This window comes from Ignatzschineria indica (assembly GCF_003121925.1).
Lineage (GTDB): Bacteria > Pseudomonadota > Gammaproteobacteria > Cardiobacteriales > Wohlfahrtiimonadaceae > Ignatzschineria > Ignatzschineria indica.
In genome coordinates this window covers 13,451-33,543 of record NZ_QEWR01000005.1, presented here as the reverse complement: position 1 = coordinate 33,543, position 20,093 = coordinate 13,451, and the positions used below count along the sequence as shown (strand labels likewise).

General features: G+C 44.4%; 17 protein-coding genes. 8 read left to right on the top strand and 9 right to left on the bottom strand.

What is annotated here, in order from left to right; all coding sequences use genetic code 11:
• Window positions 1-66: 66 nt before the first annotated feature.
• The 3 genes from nrfD to DC082_RS10660 all read right to left on the bottom strand — a co-directional run bounded on the left by nrfD (window position 67) and on the right by DC082_RS10660 (window position 2,708).
• A complete protein-coding gene (gene nrfD / locus DC082_RS09175) occupies window positions 67-1,149 on the bottom strand; it encodes an NrfD/PsrC family molybdoenzyme membrane anchor subunit (RefSeq protein ID WP_109236727.1) in 1,083 nt (360 codons plus the stop codon).
• Window positions 1,146-1,886 (bottom strand): tetrathionate reductase subunit TtrB, encoded by a 741-nt coding sequence (gene ttrB, locus DC082_RS09170; RefSeq protein ID WP_109202293.1) that lies wholly within the window; start codon window positions 1,884-1,886, stop codon window positions 1,146-1,148. The genes nrfD and ttrB overlap by 4 nt, the downstream gene beginning before the upstream one ends.
• A gap of 621 nt (window positions 1,887-2,507) precedes the next feature.
• A complete protein-coding gene (locus DC082_RS10660; protein WP_133243705.1) occupies window positions 2,508-2,708 on the bottom strand; it encodes a hypothetical protein in 201 nt (66 codons plus the stop codon).
• An 878-nt stretch (window positions 2,709-3,586) separates the two neighbouring features.
• On the opposite strand from DC082_RS10660, the gene DC082_RS09165 reads away from it, so the two are divergent.
• A complete protein-coding gene (locus tag DC082_RS09165; protein WP_229821664.1) occupies window positions 3,587-5,395 on the top strand; it encodes a sensor histidine kinase in 1,809 nt (602 codons plus the stop codon).
• A complete protein-coding gene (locus tag DC082_RS09160; RefSeq protein WP_109236725.1) occupies window positions 5,392-6,003 on the top strand; it encodes a response regulator transcription factor in 612 nt (203 codons plus the stop codon). Before DC082_RS09165 ends, DC082_RS09160 begins: the two co-directional genes overlap by 4 nt.
• A 6-nt stretch (window positions 6,004-6,009) precedes the next feature.
• On the opposite strand, the gene DC082_RS09155 is transcribed toward DC082_RS09160, so the two are convergent.
• Both DC082_RS09155 and DC082_RS10840 read right to left on the bottom strand, forming a co-directional pair.
• On the bottom strand, window positions 6,010-6,315 hold the full coding sequence (locus DC082_RS09155; RefSeq protein WP_109236724.1) for a hypothetical protein: 306 nt from the start codon (window positions 6,313-6,315) through the stop codon (window positions 6,010-6,012).
• A gap of 106 nt (window positions 6,316-6,421) precedes the next feature.
• Window positions 6,422-6,574: a hypothetical protein gene (locus DC082_RS10840; RefSeq protein WP_157957449.1), complete on the bottom strand. Its 153-nt coding sequence runs from the start codon at window positions 6,572-6,574 to the stop codon at window positions 6,422-6,424.
• A 371-nt stretch (window positions 6,575-6,945) separates the two neighbouring features.
• Here DC082_RS10840 and recQ point away from each other — a divergent pair, with 371 nt between their 5' ends.
• Window positions 6,946-8,778, top strand: a complete 1,833-nt coding sequence (gene recQ / locus DC082_RS09150; protein ID WP_229821657.1) for a DNA helicase RecQ — start codon at window positions 6,946-6,948, stop codon at window positions 8,776-8,778.
• A 50-nt stretch (window positions 8,779-8,828) separates the two neighbouring features.
• Here recQ and DC082_RS09145 read toward each other — a convergent pair whose 3' ends face one another.
• The 4 genes from DC082_RS09145 to DC082_RS09130 form a co-directional block, all read right to left on the bottom strand.
• Window positions 8,829-10,088, bottom strand: a complete 1,260-nt coding sequence (locus tag DC082_RS09145) for a class I SAM-dependent methyltransferase (RefSeq protein ID WP_109236722.1) — start codon at window positions 10,086-10,088, stop codon at window positions 8,829-8,831.
• A 120-nt stretch (window positions 10,089-10,208) separates the two neighbouring features.
• Window positions 10,209-10,478: a hypothetical protein gene (locus DC082_RS09140; protein ID WP_133243704.1), complete on the bottom strand. Its 270-nt coding sequence runs from the start codon at window positions 10,476-10,478 to the stop codon at window positions 10,209-10,211.
• A gap of 107 nt (window positions 10,479-10,585) precedes the next feature.
• Window positions 10,586-11,071, bottom strand: a complete 486-nt coding sequence (locus tag DC082_RS09135) for an aminoacyl-tRNA deacylase (protein WP_109236720.1) — start codon at window positions 11,069-11,071, stop codon at window positions 10,586-10,588.
• 124 nt (window positions 11,072-11,195) lie between these two features.
• Complete coding sequence (locus DC082_RS09130) at window positions 11,196-12,776, bottom strand: DEAD/DEAH box helicase (protein WP_109236719.1); 1,581 nt, start codon at window positions 12,774-12,776, stop codon at window positions 11,196-11,198.
• 208 nt (window positions 12,777-12,984) lie between these two features.
• On the opposite strand from DC082_RS09130, the gene trxA reads away from it, so the two are divergent.
• From trxA to DC082_RS09105, 5 genes are all read left to right on the top strand, one after another.
• Entirely contained in the window at window positions 12,985-13,308 is a 324-nt protein-coding gene (gene trxA, locus DC082_RS09125; protein ID WP_109236718.1) for a thioredoxin, read from the top strand.
• Window positions 13,309-14,249: 941 nt separating this feature from the next.
• A protein-coding gene (gene prfB, locus DC082_RS09120; protein ID WP_109236717.1) for a peptide chain release factor 2 occupies window positions 14,250-15,351 on the top strand; the annotation gives its coding sequence in 2 pieces (ribosomal slippage) (window positions 14,250-14,324 and window positions 14,326-15,351; 1,101 coding nt in all).
• Window positions 15,352-15,674: 323 nt separating this feature from the next.
• A complete protein-coding gene (locus DC082_RS09115; protein ID WP_109236716.1) occupies window positions 15,675-17,000 on the top strand; it encodes an MFS transporter in 1,326 nt (441 codons plus the stop codon).
• A 156-nt stretch (window positions 17,001-17,156) separates the two neighbouring features.
• Window positions 17,157-18,515, top strand: a complete 1,359-nt coding sequence (gene radA, locus DC082_RS09110; protein ID WP_109236715.1) for a DNA repair protein RadA — start codon at window positions 17,157-17,159, stop codon at window positions 18,513-18,515.
• A gap of 221 nt (window positions 18,516-18,736) precedes the next feature.
• The gene (locus tag DC082_RS09105) at window positions 18,737-19,984 is read left to right on the top strand and encodes a sugar transporter (RefSeq protein ID WP_109236714.1); all 1,248 of its coding nucleotides are present in this window, start codon (window positions 18,737-18,739) and stop codon (window positions 19,982-19,984) included.
• Window positions 19,985-20,093: the final 109 nt, after the last annotated feature.

Below are 20,093 nucleotides of genomic sequence, written 5' to 3'. Positions count from 1 at the left end.
CAATTTATCATCACTCATCTTATTACTCCTATGGGTAGCAGCTACTCGATGCTCCCCCACAATTGATTATTTAACAGCTTTAAAGGTTAACCAGCGATCTTGAAGGAGGCTCCACACAACAATAACAAGCGTGAGCCAGAGTCCAAAGGTTGAAAGAATGCCTAAGAATCCGCTAAATCCCCAATCGAGATGGTAAGGATTAATCACCACATTATATTTCGGTAATGTTTGTGATTGCATTAAGATCGCCCAGCGGATCGTCCATGCTAATGAGAGCGAACCGAGCGCTAGAAGAAGATCGATCCAGCGACAATTGATACGGCGCTTGTTAAAATTCACTAAGGTGTAGATCATCAAAACTAACCAATAGATCAGTAGACTTAAACCGATCGTAAACCAGACAGACCCTTTCTCGGGGAGGGATCTAAAAGCAGCACCTGCCGGCGTATCGCTCATCGCCCAGCCGATTAAAGTGAAGGCAACACCGATCAATCCGACCAATTGGAAGCGACTTAAAATCGCCGTATGATCTTGTCGTTGCGACCATCTTGAGGAGAGTGAATTCCACGCTTTAACACACATCGGTACCGCTTGAAATGCCGTAAAGAAGAGGACCCAAGGTAACCATGGTGTAAACCAGATCGGTTGTGAACGAAGCACATTGATCTCTTTACCGGTATAGAGAAGGATCATAAATGCGGTCACTAATAATCCCATCGAGGTCCATTGCAACCAGAATGAAGGATTGATGTTGCCCCAGTGAAGCGCTCTAAACCACTTATATGTTCCCTCTTTCGTACTATTTTCTCTTAAAAGAAGGAGAAATTGGATAATGAGAAAAACGATAAAGAGGGGGACAAAGACAGCTCCGATCCACATCCATGACCAAGGTGCCATCTGGATATAGAAGTTAATAAAACGCCCCGGCTGATGAAGGTCGGCTAAAAGTGCGATAGGTCCGACAATGCCGGCAGTGATCCCAAAACCCATCACCAATAGTTCAAGCCCTTTAAGCTCACCATGTTTCCACCATCTTAAGATCACGGCAATAAGGGCTGCTGAAGCGGCTAATCCGATAAAAAAGAAATATTGCACTGCCCATGGAAGCCAGGCAATCTCTTGAGGTAATGTCAGTAATTCACGAATCATAATACAATCTCCTGCCATAACATTGCTTGACCTTGAACTTGCGATTGGAATGCTTCATCTAGTCCAATATAGAAGACTTGGGGAATTGTTCCCTGCTCCGGCTTTAAGACCTTGATCTCATCGGCAAACTCCACAAGCATTTTGCTAATTAAGCTATTAGGATCTTTCATATCCCCAATAATTCGCGCGCCACCGACACAAGATTCCACACAGGCCGGCAATAACCCTGCTTCTAATCGATGTGCACAGAAGGTACATTTATCTGCGGTTCCTGTCTCTTCATTGATAAAACGAGCTTCATAGGGACAAGCTTGAACGCAGTAAGCACAGCCGACACAGATCTTATTATCTACCACAACGATGCCATCTTCGCGTTGGAAAGTGGCTTGAGTTGGGCAGACAGGAACACAAGGAGGATTATCACAATGATTACAGAGTCTAGGTAAAACAACGTTAGTTGCTTGATCCTGCTCATAGCTGATCACCTGATATTGACGTACCGTTGTTCTAAATTGTCCCGCCGGCATCTGATTTTCTACCGTACAACTCACAGTACAAGCTTGGCAACCAATACAACGACGAAGATCGACAATCATCCCGTAGCGCTTATTCGGGTCACCCTCACGGCGAGGGGGTACGCGCTTCTCTGCGGCTCGCGCCTCTTTTAACGACACTACAGCAGCTCCGGCAGTTAAAGCGCCTAGCTGCTTAAGTAGATCACGGCGTGTAATATCCATCTAAACTCTCCTTTCATCTCTACTCTGGAATTAAGAGGATGATCTTCCTCTCTCTACATCCAGTAGTCGATTTGACATGCATTCCCAATTGATTGAATCTGCTACTACTTCGAATAACGTGGGTCACCCCACAAATTTTTTCATGCTCTTATGATCGCGACTTTTGTAAAGCCCCTCTATTGTGGTAAACCACATACCTGCTAATAAATTGATCTAGAGCAAGTCTCTCAAACTCGCTTTTTTGAGATTTTTTTGAGATTTTTTTGATGAAAAGAGTCAGATTCCCCACTATATTCAATAACTAAAAGAACAGGTTGTCACATGCCGGCGCGTGATTTGTGGAAAAGCGTGACGGTTATATCCGGCACCTTATTAGCCTCTGAAGCTTGATTATTTCAAGTCATAAGAGTTCAAACCATAAGAGAATTTGTTGAACGGCGGGAAAGAACGATCTCTCTCTTACATCAACTGCATGCCCGCAGGCTGGCATCCTTGATGCCGAGAAAAAAGTATTAAAAAACAACCTATTAAAAATGATTATTGCCGGCAATAGAGATTGTCATCTGCCGGCGCGTGATTTGTGGAAAAGCGTGACGGTTATATCCGGCACCTTATCAGCCTCTAAAGCTTGATTATTTCAACCCATAAGAGTTCAAACCTTAAGAGAATCTGTTGAACGGCGGGAGAGAACGATCTCGCTCTTACATCAACTGCATGCCCGCAGGTCGGCATTCTTGATGCCGAGAAAATATCCTGATAATCGAATGATTGCCCACTGCCGGCGCGTGATTTGTGGAAAAGCGTGACGGTTATATCCGGCACCTTATCAGCCTCTGAAGCTTGATTATTTCAACCCATAAGAGTTCAAACCTTAAGAGAATCTGTTGAACGGCGGGAGAGAACGATCTCGCTCTTATATCGACTGCATGCCCGCAGGTCGGCATCCTTAATGCCGAGAAAATATCCTGATAATCGAATGATTGCCCACTGCCGGCGCGTGATTTGTGGAAAAGCGTGACGGTTATATCCGGCACCTTATTAGCCTCTGAAGCTTGATTATTTCAAGTCATAAGAGTTCAAACCATAAGAGAATTTGTTGAACGGCGGGAAAGAACGATCTCTCTCTTACATCAACTGCATGCCCGCAGGCTGGCACCTTCAATGCCGAGAAAAAAGTATTAAAAAATAACCTATTAAAAATGATTGTTGCCGGCAATAGAGATTGTAATCTGCCGGCGCGTGACTTGTGGAAAAGCGCGACGGTTATATCCGGCAGCGTTCAGCCTCTTTTGTTACAACGAATAAAAATTTTTCAAAATCAGTATCGATATGGATCAGAATGGAGCGATATTTTCCGGTAATTGAGATCAGCAACTTGCCGGCATGCGATTCATAGAAATATACAATGGTAATCTTCGGCGACTCATCAGCTTCTATTGTTTGATTGTAATTATTTGATTGCCTGATGTTTCAACAAATAGGAGAATCCCTAGAACCTCGTTATAATAAGAAATTGGGCGCGTTTTCTTGATGCAATCGCTCTCAAACTCTTACTCTATGATCACTCTATGAAGATGCCGAAATTTCTATTGACCAACCCTAAAGGAGCGCGATTGTTGCCGTTATCTCAATCACTTCGATTTCGACCACTTCCATCAATAATGTTGATGCTGCTTAAAGGATTAATATTGGTGATATTAATGCTCGGCATCATAAACCCTACGGCTCTTGCGGCTTCTAAATCAACCGCAGATACAATATCGAACCGACTACCAGAAGCGCCTTATCATTGTTCACCTATGGGTGACCGAACAGATCGCGACCACCGATCCCGCGTAACGATTGGTGTCTTAGCGCCCTACGGTGATGTTGCGGCTGAAAAAGAGTGGTGTCCCTGGATTACGGCGCTCAATCACGAGATGCCCGATCTTCACTTTGTCCTTAAACCACTACAGCTCAATAATATTGAGTCTGAAGTGACCAGTGGCGCGATCGATCTACTACTCTCCCATCAAGGTGTTTTTATGAATCTTCGTTCAAAAGCCTCCATGCGTTGGATGGCAAGTCTTGAAGAGAATATTCATCTAGAAGAGAGTCATGCCAAAATTGGAAGCGCTATCTGGGTAAAGGAGGAGAGCCCAATTCAGACACTCAATGATCTTCGCGGTAAGAGAGTCGATGCAGTGAGCCAAAATGCATTGGGAGGCTTTCTCCTTGCTTACCATGAGATGATTCAAAACTCACCAACATTAGCCAAAGAGATCGCCTTTCAATATCGCGGTTACCCAATAGAAGCACTCTTTGACTATTTAGCAACAGATGAAAATGATGCCATTATTGTTCCCGCCTGCCTCTATGAACGTCTTGAGCGTCAAGATATTCTCCCTGAAGGGAGCTTTCGCCTCATCAATCCTAAAGAGATCGATGATTTCACCTGCCAGACCAGTACCAACCTTATGCCGAGTTGGTCGCTAGCAGCCCTCGATGGGATCGATCAAGAGACAGCAAAACGAATTCAGAGCGCCCTTTTTCGATTTAATGATCCCGATCTTCCCTCCTGGCAACTCCCCTATACGCTGGCGGAGATCAATCAACTAGCGGCTGATATTAAACATTATGAGGAGCGAGAAACTCTCTTTGAAACCCTCTTTCGCTTAGCGATCACCCATAAGATCTGGCTTCTCTTCTTTGCCCTCTTTCTTCTGATTCTTCTCATTAACCACCTCTGGCTGAGTTATGCCGCAACTAAACGCCGTAAAGCGCTCGATAGTGCCTATAAAACGATGCATGATTATGAGATGATGCTCTCAAAAGCAGATCGTATGAATATTTTAGGCGAGATGGCAAGCGGTATTGGCCATGAGCTCAATCAACCCCTCTCTACCATTCGCAATTATGCTGAGGGAAGTATTATGATTCTTAAAAAGAGTGACCAACAGCATCCCCTCTTAACTCCGCTACATAAGATCAATGAGCAGGTTTCTCAATGTCACAATATTATTAAGAATCTACGCTCATGGGCAAAGCCGGAGGAGAATAGTATTCGAGAGGAGGTTAATCTCCGTGCATTTTTAGAGCAGATTATTGAAATTACCCGACTGCGGATGCATGGTCATATCGATATTCAGGTCGATATCCCCGATTATTTCAATATTGTGATCACCCCTTCTATTTTGGAGCAGGTTTTAGCCAACTGCTTGATGAATTCCGCACAAGCAGGTGCTACAGTGATCGATATTCGTCTTAAGATCTACCCACAATATATTAAACTCTTTCTCTTCGATAATGGTCCCGGTTTTACACAAGCAGAGATCGATGCCCCCTTTGTTCCCTTCCGCACCTCTAAAAAAGATGGGTTAGGTTTAGGCTTAGTGATCTGCCAGCGCCTCATTGAGAGCTTAGATGGTAAATTACGAATCGATAATCGCCGCGATGGTGCAAGAGGCGCTGCCGTGAGATTGATCTTATCGCGAGAACTCATCCCGACCGATCAAAAGGAGCCACAATGAGTACTTTAACTGTCCATATTGTTGATGATGAACCTGATGTTCGCGAATCGTGCCAATTTTTGGTATCTGCCCTCAATTATCCAACTGAGCTTTGGGAGGATGGTCGTGCTTTTATTGAAGGGGTCGACCTCACCTTACCAGCGATTGCGATTGTCGATCTACGCATGCCCAAGATGTCGGGAGATACGGTTATTACGATGCTAAAAAATTATCAAAGTCCCATCGGCGCCATTATTCTCACCGGCCATGGTGAAGTCTCAACAGCCGTAAAGACGTTAAAAGAGGGTGCTGTCGATTTCTTGGAAAAACCGATCGATCTCGATACCTTAATGAATGCGCTTAAAAATGCCGAGAAGGTGACACTCGCTCGAGCAAAACATAATGAATTACTCTCTCGATATGCGCGTCTAACAGAACGGGAACAACAGATCGCCGCACTTGTCTATGAGGGATTAACAAATAAGGAGATTGCGCAACGAGAATCGATCTCCGTACGAACGGTTGAAGTGCAGCGTGCAAGTGCGATGAAAAAATTAGAGACCGAATCTCTTGCGGAATTTATCTCTACCCTCAATGAGGTCGATAACCTCCTCAAGCCGAGTGAGTAGAAAGATCTAGAGATAATCTCCGGCAATAGAGATCACCACCTTCCGGCGCGTAGTTTCTGGAAAAGCGAGATAGTGAGATCCGGCAGCCTTTAGCCTCTGATGTTTAATTGCTTCAAGCAATAAGAGAGTCTGTAGTGCGGCGGGAGAGAACGATCTCGCTCTTATTACGAATGCATGCCCGCAGGTTGGCATCTCTGATGCCGAGAAAGTTTTCTGATAATCGAATAATTGAGACCGCAACTTGCCGGCATGCGATTCATAGAAACATGCGGTGGTGGTCTCCGGCAACTCAACAGCTTTTGTATCAAACAACAAGTATTAGTACCCGGTGATTAAAATCGCCCTCTGCCGGCGCATAGTTTCTGGAAAAGCAAGATAGTGAGATCCGGCAGCGTTCAGCCTCTGTTATTTAATTGCTTCAAGCAATAAGAGAATCTGTTGAGCGGCGGGAGAGAACGATCTCGCTCTTATTACGAATGCATGCCCGCAGGTTGGCATCTTTGATGCCACGAATGAGTATCGATAGGGTAATAATTGTTACCGATGATAGAAGATCATCATCTGCCGGCATACGATTTCTGAAAGCATGCAGTGGTGATCTCCGGCAACTCAGCAATCTCTTTTGTTGTCATTAATGAAACCTGATAATGTTTTCGGCGATAGAAGATCCCCACCTGTTGGCGCGTAATTTTTGGAAAAGCGAGATAGTGAGATAGTGAGATCCGGCAGCGTTCAATCTTTTTGTTTCAATCAATGATTCTTAAGAAGGTTTTTAGAGTGGCGAGAACCAACCATTTTATTCTTTTCACCACTGCATGCCCGAAGAATGGCATCTTAATGACAAATTGTTTTATCTATTTGAAACAATGAATCAGGAACTGCTATATACTTGAGAGGGCAATTCTGCTACTGTTGATACGGTTTTATTGAGGGAGTATTTCATTGACTGCCACGTCATTGACACAACAAGCAAAGGAAGCGCTAGCGAAATATTTTGGCTATAGTGAGTTTCGTCCTGGCCAACAGCGCCTGATCAATGCCATCTTATCGGGAAAAGACGCGCTCGGAATCATGCCGACGGGTGGTGGAAAATCTCTCTGCTATCAGATCCCGGCACTCCTACTTCCTCACGTGACGCTTGTGGTCTCCCCACTTATCTCGTTGATGAAAGATCAGGTCGATTCTCTTACCGAAATCGGTATTCCGGCAACCTTTATCAATAGCACGCTCGATGAGGAGACCTTTGTTCAGAGGCTCATTGCGATTCGGCAAGGTCGTTATAAGTTGATCTATATCGCCCCGGAACGACTCAATAGCCATCTGATTCGTAACCTATTCTCCGCCGTTAAAGTGAGCTTTATCGCAGTCGATGAAGCGCATTGCATCTCTAAATGGGGACACGATTTTCGCCCCGCCTATGGAGAGATTATCGATTTTCTCCACCAACTTCCCTATCGCCCTCCTGTTGGCGCCTACACAGCAACAGCTACAACCGATGTAATCGAGGAGATCAAAAAGCTACTGCAACTCCAAGATCCCGTAGAATCGATTATCAGCTTCGATCGTAAAAATCTGATCTTTGAGGTCTTAAAGATCTCCAATAAACGAGATTATATCCTCAACTTTATTCGCCGATTCTACCCCAAAGATTCAGGCGTAATCTATTGTGCGACTCGGAAGAATGTTGAGTTGCTCACCCAATTTTTACAAGATGCCGGCATCAATGCTTTAGGCTATCACGGTGGCATGAGCAGTGAAGAGCGAGAAAAGCATCAAAATGCCTTTATCTATGATGAGGTGGAGATTATTGTTGCCACTAATGCTTTCGGAATGGGGATCGATAAATCGAATGTTCGCTTTGTGATCCACTACAATATGCCCCAAAATATGGAGGCCTACTATCAAGAGGCAGGAAGAGCCGGCAGAGATGGAGAGCCTGCACATTGCCTACTACTCTACTCGCCTCGGGATATCTCTAACCAGAAATATCTCATTGAGAATAATGAGTTTCTGATCGATCCTGAACGAAAACGAATTCTCTACCAAAATCTACAATCGCTCATCGATTATTGCCACTCTGAAGAGTGCCTTCGCGCTGAGATTTTACGCTACTTCTCTGAAACCCCCACTTTCGAAAGTTGTGATAATTGTGGCAACTGCACCAATACGACACCGAAGATCAATATCACCATTGAGGCACAAAAGATCCTCTCTTGCGTCTATCGAGTAGAACAAAATTATGGTATTACAACGGTCACACAAGTCTTAAAGGGCTCGAAAAATCGCCAAATTATTGAGCGTGGTTTAGAGAAGGTCTCCACCTATGGCATTATGAAAGAGTATCCAGAACGGACGATTCGAGAGATGATTATGACATTAATCGCTCGCGGCTATCTCTATCAAACACCTGATGCGCGCCCTATTTTACGGCTAAAAGCTGCTGCTAAAGCGATCTTAAAGGGGGAGAAGCAACTCTTCTATCGACAAGATCTTATCGCTCATCGCACTGTTACCGATCCCGGCAGTCACTATAAATCCCCCTTCTATGAGCCGCTCAAAGAGCTCCGCCTCTCCCTTGCGCGTGAACGAGATATTCCGGCATATGCGATCTTTACTGATGCTACTTTACGGGAGATCTCAGAAAAGCGCCCTAAAACACCAGGGGAATTTCTCAATATTAGGGGTATCGGCATGAAAAAGCTCGATCAATATGGATCACTCTTTATTGAAAAGATTAAAGAGTTGGAAGCAGCCGAGAAAGCCTCTGCTAGTTAACTGATAACTAATAACTGATAACTAATAACTAATAACTGAAAAATTAAAGACTAAAGATGATGTGCATAATCGTAGAGGGCAAAACCTTGTAATGCTTCATCAAAATTTTTACCCACAGCTAGGACCTTAAAACGCTCCCCCATCTCTTCAGGATGGACGAGTTGCTGTACTTTTTGGGAGAGCTCATACCAGCCGATATCGTTCTTATCCCCCTTTTCTGCTAAAGCCTCCTGCTCTGCTTTCACCATCTCTTGCAGGCCATTACCCATCAAGAAGTAGGCTTGTGCAGTATATCCAAGAAAAGTTAAGCCCATCTCCACAAGAAGCGTTGCAACCTGGGTGAAATTAACATTAGCGGTAAGATCTTGCAGCCCTGGGTAGAGATAGAAATCTTCATGAGCACGATGTTTATAGTGAGCAATCAAGGTGCCGGTCGTGCGCTCTGGGCGATAATATTCTCGCTCGTCATAGCCGTAATCGATAAAGAGCGCAACCCCCTTCTCAAGATGCTCAAAGAGCGGCGGCAACCATGATTCAAGCGTAGGACAATACTCCGTCTCCGTCCCCTCTAAGAGAGTATATCCTTTATCAAGCAGTGATTGATAAAATTGTCGCAGTGAAGCATCAGCAGCTCTCAACTGAGAGATAAAACGGACACTACGGCTCTCCTCATCAATTTCAATATCTACATCGATATAGTGGGGCTGACCATCCTCAATTTTAAAGCGCTCAACCGCTAAAGCATCCAATACCTCATTAGCGATAATCACCCCATTCCATGCCGTTTGTGGAGGAGCATCGAGCCATTCCACCTGATCGATATACTCCGGCAAACTCTCTGCAATGAGGGCTCTTTGTCGTGCTTTTAGATCAGGAGAGACCTCCAAAATAAGATAACGCGTTGGCAATTGCTTCGTTACTTTTAAGGCTAAAAGAAGATCACGCGCCATTGTGCCATTGCCGGCACCAATCTCTAAAATATCAAAGGTATCGACTTGAGAGTTCTTGGTAGAAGATTGCATCAAGCGCTTAATCTCTTCTACTTGATTTGCCAATGAGCGAGAAAAAAGATCAGAAACCAGTGGCGCGGTAATAAAATCTCCCGCTTCACCAAAAACAGCTTGAGGTCCGGTATAGTAGCCGAGCTTAGGATGATAGAGTGCTAAATTGAAAAAGCGCGAAAATGGCATCGGTCCCTTTTCACGAATTTCAGCAATTATCTCTAATGCCAACTCAGTTGAGAGTGCTAATGCCTCTTCTGACGGAACCGGTAACTCTTCTTCAATCTTTTGATGACTAAAACGTTGCACTCATCTTCTCCTCTATAAACTTTTACAAATGGCGACTTTAGACTTTAGACTTTAGACTTTAGACTTTAGTTTAGATTTAAAGGTTATTTAAACTGATTATGTAAGTCTGCTGCTTAAACATTAAAGCGCATCAACTTTACCAAACCCGCGACTATTACGCTCAACCTTCACCATCTGCCCTGGGAAGATATCGACATTTCCAGGAACAATTACAGGAATATGTCCTCGATCTTCTGTCTCGACACTAATTTCAGAATCTCCCGCTTCATTCACCATAATTGAAGCGACTCGCCCCTTACCACGATAGCTTCCTTGTCCATCATTGAGTCCTGCGGCACAACCGGTTACGAGTAAGAGAAAGCTACAAACGAGTACTACTTTTTTCATCATCTTCATCCTTAATTTATGATATTTATTCTGAGTTTCATTCTGGATTTTACTCTGAATTTTATTCTAGATTTTACTCTGATTTTCATCCTTATATCTCATCTTCCCCATCATTTCGTCACCGAAATCGGAGTAACGCCAATATAGGTTAATAGATCCGGAGTAATCTTAATATTGACACCTCGCTGACCACCATTGATATAGAAGCTCTCTAACTGAAAAATACTCTCTTCTGCATAGATGGGAAGATCAGCCTTAATCCCAAAGGGAGATGTTCCCCCAAATTGGTAGCCCGTCCATTTATGGGCATATTCATAAGGTGCCGGGCGAATACTTTTTACCCCTAAAATTTTTCGTAACTTTTTAGTATCGATGGTGTGATCGCCATGTTGCAAAACCATATAGCCGTGATGCTTCTCATCCATAAAGACGATACTTTTAATCACTTCATAAGCAGGAACACCGAGAAAATTAGCCATAAATTCGGCAGTTCCCTCAATCTTCCCGGTACATTGAAATAACTGATATGGCAATTGATGCCGATCTAGATAGAGCGTTGCCGGCGTCTTCACTCGTTCCGATTCTGCTCGTTTCATCGATAACTCCTCTAATCTCTAAAAGAAGAGATCTCTCTTACCAAAGACCCTAAGGCTCGATAAGAGAGATCTATCTGTTCCATTTTACTTATCTGCTGACTGATTTGCTGAATGATTCGCTGACTTAGTCACCTTGAGGTGCCGGAGAATCTGCTTTAGGTGCGCGATTATTGCGTGGTCCACTATTACGGCGTGGACGACGAACATTGCGACGTGGGCGACGTTTCGGTGCTGAAGATTGCTCTTCACCATGACGATTGGAACCCTCTGCCTCGGCAGTAGGTTGTGCGCTCTCTTTTTGAGGTGCTTTTTCAGGGGTATTCTCAGACGCTTTGTCCGCTACTGGTGATTGCCCTTTATGCTCTTCATTGCGCTCATGACGTTCATTACCCTTCTCTCCTTTCTCATCATCTTGACGACGGCGACGCGGCGTTCGACGTGCTGAACGATTATCACGCTCATTACGATCTCCCGTACGGCGATTGTTGCGCGGGGTTCTTCCTCTACGATCACGACGTTTCGGCGCTTCCACCTCCGGTGTAATTAAGAGCTCTTCTGTGATGCTCTCAACGGGAATCTCCTCTTTGATGTAATCTTGAATATCCATCAATGAGTAGACATACTCTTCGCAAGCAAAGGTAATTGCAGTTCCTTCTGCCCCGGCACGCGCCGTTCTTCCGATACGATGAACATAATCTTCCACATCTTGGGGAAGGTCATAGTTAAAGACATGCGTCACATCAGGAATATGGAGTCCACGTGCAGCAACATCTGTTGCCACCATAATAGAGAGTTCCCCATTTTTAAACTCTTCGAGTAACTTTTCACGGCGATTTTGTGGAATATCTCCTGAGAGAACCGCCGCCTTATAACCATTGGCATTGAGCGATTCAAAGACCTCATCCGCCGCACGCTTGGTATTCACAAAAACAATGGAGCGCTCTGCTTTCTCATGCTTTAAAAGACCAAAGAGGAGCTTGATCTTCTCATCTGATGCAACATGATAGAGTCTTTGGGTAATGCGCGATCCTGTCAACTGCTCTGACTCAACCTTAATCAGTTTCGCATCATTCATATGCTCATAAGCGAGCTCTAAAATTCGTTGAGAGAAGGTGGCAGAAAAGAGCATATTTTGACGCTTTTCCACTTTTGGCATCTGCCGGAGAAGGAAGCGAATATCGCTAATAAAACCGAGATCGAACATTCGATCTGCTTCATCGAGAACAAAGACCTCAACATTACGAAGGTTCAGTTTTTTCTGCTTAAAATAATCTAAAATTCGGCCAACAGTACCGATCACAACATCAGGATCTGCTTCTAATGCCTCATTCTGTGTGCCGTAAGAAGCACCGCCATAGAGTAATGCATATTTCAGACCGGTATAACGCCCGAGCATCTCCGCATCGCTATGGATCTGCACTGCCAATTCTCGCGTTGGAGCCATAATAATGGCATAAGGGCCTTTCTTGCCCTCTTCTACCGGCACAGTCATGAGGTGATTTAAGGTCGCTAATAGGAAAGTTGCAGTTTTCCCTGTCCCTGTTTGCGCTTGGCCGGTGACATCCTTCCCTGCTAATAGATCGGGGAGTGCCTTCTCTTGAATTTCGGTACAGTAGACATAACCGTTATCTTCCAAGCTCTCTTTCAGTGAATCATGTAAATTTAAATCTGCAAACTTCATAGAAGTTAATAGTGGTTTTCCCATAGGTATTGACCTGAGTCCTCAGTTAATCTGTTCTTCAATAAATTATTCAATAAATTATATTAATGACAGTGGTTGAAATTTTTATCACATTCGAACCTTGTCATTTCCCCATTTTTCGGGTGTAATACCAAGGTATTATCATATTTTATAAAGAAAATTCCAAATCTAATTTTGGATATCTTGATCCATTTCTCAGGGGAGAGTAACAATGAGTAATTTAGTAAATGCAACTGATGCAACCTTTGAAGCGGAAGTTTTAAAAGCAGAACTTCCTGTTCTCGTTGATTTCTGGGCTGATTGGTGTGCGCCATGCCGTATGATTACACCAATCGTTGAAGCCGCTTCAGAAGAGTATGCAGGTAAATTAAAAGTGGTTAAACTTGATGTACAAAACAACCAAGATACCGCTGTTAAATTCCAAATTCGTGGTATTCCTGCATTAATGATCTTCAAAAATGGTGAGATCGTTGGTCAACATGTTGGTGCGCTTAACAAAGCACAATTAGCACAATTTATCGATAGCCATCTCTAATAGATGAGTTATTTTGATGGTGAGAATTCTCTACTCATCTCATGTGAAATGTAAAGAGAGTTCACTATTTCGCCAGAAACGATAGCAAAAGATTTAAAAGCCGGTCATAGTGCCGGCTTTTTGTTGCCCATTTTTAGATCGGCATCTTCAATGCCGAGAATCTTCTAGTAATCGAATGATATTTGCCGGTGATTAAGTTCGCCTACTTGCCGGCATGCGATTCATGAAAGCACGCAGAGGTGATCTCCGGCAACTCATCAGCTTTTTCTTGTGATCATTGAAATAAGATAATGTTTCCGAGCAATAGAAAATCGCTCTCTGCCGGCGCAAGATTGCTGGAAGTACGCGATAGTAAGACCCGGCAGCGCTCAGCCTCTTTTGTTTAATGGATTCAACTCATAAGAGAATCTGTTGAGTCGCGGGAGAGAACCATCTCACTCTTATTACAACTGCATGCCCGCAGTTCGGCATTTTCAATGCCGAGAATCTTCTAATAATCGAATGATATTTACCGGTGCGGTGATTAAGTTCGCCTACTTGCCGGCACGCGATTCATGAAAGCACGCAGAGGTGATCTCCGGCAACTCATCAGCTTTTTCTTGTGATCATTGAAATAAGATAATGTTTCCGGGCAATAGAAAATCGCTCTCTGCCGGCGCAAGATTGCTGGAAGTGCGCGATAGTAAGATCCGGCAGCGTTCAGCCTCTTTTGTTAATCAAAGCCTCTATAAAGATACTTTTCATTTATCAGTCGTCCTTAAATCACGTATAATAAGCTCCTTTAAACATTTTTATTACAAGCCTTTTAGTTAAGAGAATCCTTTTACACCCTCCTCTTCATGATTCTTTATCTTAACAATGCTTGTATCTATTCCCCCTCACTACTGATCTACGAGCTGAAGGATCAATCAACTTATAAGATAGATGGAGTAATTATCTAGATGGAACTTATCAATACACTCAATCACACTATTAAAGATCTTTCCGAGAGAGCCGCTGACCTTCGGAGGTATCTTTGACTTCGATCTTAAACAAGAGCGCCTGACTGAAGTCTTAATGGAGTTAGAAGATCCCAACATCTGGTCCGAAAATCCAGAAAAAGCACAAAAATTGGGACAAGAACGCGCAACGCTCGATGACTTTGTCAATGGAATGTTAGCGTTACAAAATGGGCTTGATGATGCTAAAGATCTCGTTGCCTTAGCAAAAGAGGAGAATGATGAAGAGACGCTTTTGATGATTGAGGCCGATCTTCTTGAGTATCAAAAAAAGATTGAGCAATTTGAATTTAAACGCATGTTTAGTGGCGAGATGGATGGCAATAATGCCTTTATCGATATCCAAGCCGGTGCTGGCGGTACCGAAGCGCAAGATTGGGCCTCGATGGTGCTTCGCATGTATCTTCGTTGGGGTGAGCATCATGGCTTTAAGACAGAGCTATTAGAAGCCTCTCCCGGCGATGTTGCCGGCATCAAATCAGCGAGTATCCGCTTTGAAGGCGATCATGCTTTTGGCTGGTTACGCACCGAAACAGGGGTTCACCGCTTAGTGCGAAAGTCACCTTTTGACTCCAATAATAAGCGCCATACCTCATTCTGCTCTGTCTTTGTCTCCCCCGAGATCGATGATAATATTGAGATCGATATTGATCCTTCCGATCTTCGTGTCGATGTCTATCGCGCATCAGGTGCCGGCGGACAGCACGTTAACGTGACAGAATCAGCGGTTCGTATTACCCATATTCCCACCGGAGTGGTTGCTCAATGTCAAAATGAACGCTCACAACATCGTAATAAAGATGTCGCGATGCAACAATTACGCTCTAAACTCTATGAGTTAGAGATGCAGAAGAAGCGAGATGCCGCAGAAGCATTGCAGGATTCCAAAGCGGATGTGGGCTGGGGAAGTCAGATCCGCTCCTATGTTCTCGATCAAGCGCGCATTAGAGATCTTCGTACCGGCTATGAGGTGGGAAATCCACAACCTGTCCTCGATGGTGATCTTGATGACTTTATCGAAGCGAGCCTGAAAATGGGGCTATAATGTGATTATTCACCATCACGATCGATAACAACTCCGGCAATTGAGACAAACAGTGTTATATAGGTGAAACTATGCACCTAATAGCAAACAATTTCAAAAGGAAGATGCTACAATAGCCCCCGGAACGAAAAGAGAGAAAGAGCAGTCTTACCCGCTGCTCTCTTTTTTCGCTAATTATTATACTTTTTTATAGTATGTTTAATAAGAAATAATGACGTAACACTCGATCGATGATCGATAGTCGATGGTCGATGATCAAAAAAACTCACAATATTCACACTCAATAGAATAGATAAAATAAGCTACTAGGAATTGTTAAAACGATGTCAACAATAGAAAATCACGCTGAGAATCGAGACGAAAATCGAGAAAATTTAACGCCTCAACCGAAGAGATGGTATTACGGCTGGACCATTGTCATTGCCGCGGCACTCTTAACAATGTTTACCGTTGGAATGCGCATGAGTATCGGCCCTTTTGTGATTCCAATGAGTGAAGGCTTAGGAATGAGTCGCAGCACCCTTTCAGCAGTGATTGCTTTTGGAATGCTGATCTATGGCTTTGGAATGCCCGTTGCCGGTTTCTGCGTCAATCGTTATGGGACGCGCATAACCTTAATCCTAGGGGCAATTATGGTCTCTATCTCACTCATCTTGACAGTCTATAGTCATAATATCTGGATCTTTGCCCTAAGCTATGGCGGACTTCTCTCCTTTGGGCTCGCCTTTACAAGTCCTGTTGCTTTTACCCAATTGATCAGTAGTTGGTTTATTGCTAAAAGAACAATGGCGCTCCTCTTTCTCTCCACCGGTTCGATGGCGGGAATTGCGATATTAACCCCTCTCTTTAGCCAAACTATCCAATCCTTTAGTTGGGAGAGTACCTTGATCGGCTATGCCATTCTCTTCACCATCGCCACTCTCTTTGTTGCCTTTGCCATTATTCGCGGCACACCACCACAATATGGTGATTTAATAACAGAGAGTGAAATCAAAGCGCATCAAGCGAAGATCGCAGCTCGCAACAAGATGATGAAGGGAGAGAGCTATCGCTTGCGTGAAGTCTTCTCAACACAACCCTTTTGGTTGCTCGTGATCGGCATCTTTGCTTGTGGCTTTAGCATGTCTCTTTTAGGAACCCATGCCGTACCGATGTTAATCGATCATGGTTTTAGCCGAGATGTGAGTGCTTTTGGTGTCAGCCTGATCGGTCTTGTGGCAATCTTTAGTACCGTGATGCTTGGGAGAATCAGTACCCATGTGGATCATAAATATATGTTAGTGGCAATCTATGCTGTTCGCGGTGTTGCCTTCTTTTTGCTGGTGATGGTGTTAGCGCCTTGGCAACTCTATACCGTTGCCATTGTGGGTGGCCTTGTCTGGGCCGGCAATATGGGCATCTCTTCAGGAATGCTTGCCGATATCTATGGCGTTAAATTGGTGGGGATTCTCTATGGTCTCGCCTTTATTGGTCATCAAATTGGCGGGACATTAAGCTCTTGGTTAGGCGGTTGGGCTTATGAGACCTATGGCTCGCACTATATCACCTTCTGGCTAGCAGGATTCTTCCTCATTGTGGCAGCGATCGCTTCCATGATGCTCCCTAAAAAAGCACAATATGAGAGTTCCATCGCGAAAATAGCCCGATAAGATATGAGTAAAGATGCGAGAGAAAGTATAAGAGAAGATTAATCGGACTTAAGCGCTTATGTTAAACTCTCCCTTCTGATCCTGCTCCATCGTGATCCTGCATCACTTTCTAAATAAGGGTCATGATAAGTTTCTAACATCTGTAAGGAGAAGTATATGAGCCGAGCTAAAACCCAATTTGTCTGTCGTGATTGTGGTGCGATTGCCCCAAAATGGGCGGGACAATGCTTAGATTGTAAAGCGTGGAACTCTATCGAAGAGATGATGGTAGAAACAACTCCTACGCGCCTCTCGGGCTACTCCGGAACCGCCGGCGCTACAGGCGTGCAGATCTTAACAGATGTACAAAAAGAGGAGCTAACGCGCTTTTCTACCGGTCTCAATGAACTCGATCGCGTCTTAGGAGGTGGCTTAGTCTTTGGATCTGTTGTCCTAATCGGTGGCGACCCCGGGATTGGTAAATCGACAATCTTGCTACAAACCTTAATCCATCTTAGCCATCAAGGGAAGAAGGTTCTCTATGTGACGGGAGAGGAATCACCGAGTCAGGTTGCACTACGTGCTGAGCGCTTACAGCTCGATGGCTCTAAACTACAACTTCTCTCCGAAACGAATGTGGAGAAGATCCTTCGTGTTGCCGAGCCGATGGATCTTGACGTTATTGTAATCGACTCTATTCAGACCATTTTTACAGAACTTCTCAACTCTGCGCCCGGTAATGTGGGGCAAGTGCGGGAGAGTACTGCCCTTCTTACGCGATTTGCAAAGCGAACAGGAACATCGATCTTCCTAGCAGGTCACGTGACAAAAGAGGGGGCAATTGCCGGCCCGAGAGTCTTAGAGCATATGGTCGATTGCGTTCTCTATTTTGAAGGAGAGGTCGATTCTCGCTTCCGTATTATGCGCTCCTACAAAAATCGTTTTGGTCCTCTCCATGAGATTGGTGTTTTTGCCATGACGGAGACAGGCCTTCGCCCGATCAGCAACCCTTCGGCAATCTTTCTCTCACGTCAACCAGATCGAAGTTCCGGAAGTGTCATTATGGTGACCCGAGAAGGTACGCGCCCCCTCCTGATCGAGATTCAATCTTTAGTCGATGATTCTCTCGGCGGTCAACCACGACGCGTCACTTTAGGTTTAGAGCAGAATCGACTTACCATGCTCCTTGCCGTTCTCCATCGTCATGCCGGTATTGCCATGCTCGATCAGGATGTCTATGTCAATGCCGTCGGTGGTGTAAAGGTGACAGAAACCGCTTCTGACCTTGCAGTGATTGCGGCCGCATTTTCGAGCTTTCGTAACCTAATTCTCCCATCCGATCTTGTGGTTTTTGGAGAGATCGGTCTTGCCGGTGAAGTTCGCCCAGTTCCCCATGGTGAGGAGCGACTAAAAGAGGCAGCAAAACATGGCTTTAAACGCGCTATTGTTCCAATGGCGAATAAGCCGAAACATCCGATCCCCGATATGGAGGTGATTGGTGTTACGAAGATCAACGAATTGATGGATCATCTCTAATGAATCATCCCTAATAGATCATCCCTAACCGATAAGTCGATTGATTCAGTTAAGTGATGCCATTGAACCTTAGTCAAACGAGGAAATCGGCTGCGCAATCGGCTGATTAAATCCCCCTTTTCTTACCTCTCATCTCTGAAGTGGGGTAAAATAGAGCTATTAGTAACAGAGACGATCTGTAGGGCTGATTTAAAACCACGCATAAAGGGAAGATCTCATATATGACAGCACCATCGACTGTAACGATAGAGCAGCAACAGAGAGAGAATCAACACTTCAATCTCGCCTGGATTCGGGTTATTGCCCTTGCCATTGCTGCCTTTGTCTTCAATACGACAGAATTTATTCCGATTGCACTTCTCACCGATATTGGTGCTAGCTTCGATCTACCGGCAGAAAAGGTGGGGATTATGATCACCATCTACGCTTGGGTTGTGGCGCTCGCTTCACTCCCCTTGATGCTTCTGGTAAGTAACTTTGAGCGAAAACGGCTCCTCACCTTTATCTTTATTGTTTTTGTCATCAGTCATCTGGTGACCTTTATGGCCTCTAGCTTTACCATCTTAATTGTTGGGCGAGTCGGTGTCGCTCTCTCTCATGCGGTCTTCTGGTCTATTACCGCAGCACTTGCGATTCGAGTTGCGCCTTTAGGGAAAAAATCGCAAGCCTTAGGGATTTTAGCGACAGGAACGGCACTTGCGACCGTTTTAGGTATTCCGCTCGGGCGTATTATTGGGCAGTTGGTAGGATGGCGCTACACCTTTTTAATTATCGGTATTGCCGCTCTTATTACACTTATTGTGCTCTACATCGTCTTACCTCGCTTACCTAGCCAAAATGCGGGTTCCGCTAAGAGTCTTCCAATTCTCTTTAAGCGCCCTGCACTTGTAGGTATATTTATCTTAACGGCGATTGTCGTCACAGCACACTTTACCGCCTATAGCTATATAGAACCTTTTAGTGAAAGCATTGCAAAGATCTCTCCGAATAAGATTACAATCTTACTCCTTATCTTTGGAGGTGCCGGTATTTTAGCGAGCATTATCTTTAGTAAACTGAATAATCAACATCCGCTTTCCTTTCTTCCACTCTCAATTTTAGGGCTTTCCATCTCGCTACTCTTGATCATGCCAAGTACACATCTTGTCGATGGGCTCCTCTACCTCTCCCTTTTTTGGGGTATCTCCATGACCTGTATCGGTTTAGTACTCCAGCTCAAGGTATTAGAGCTCGCCCCGGATGCAACCGATATCGCCATGTCGATCTTCTCGGGCATCTTCAATATTGGGATCGGCGGCGGCGCTTTAGTAGGAACCGTTGTGATTAGTAAAATGGGACTTTCGAGCATCTCTTGGGTCGCTTTTGCGATCAGTCTTGTGGCGCTTCTATTGACGCTCTTCCTCTTTATTCGCTATCGCACAACCTTTATTAAAGCGAGCCAAACAACAACGGATGTCATTATCCACTGATAGTGATGATCGATTGATGATTGATTGATTGATGATTGATTATCAATATTTGTTAAATTTTTAGATCTGCTAGATCTGTTAGAGATTATTAATATTCATACAATATTTT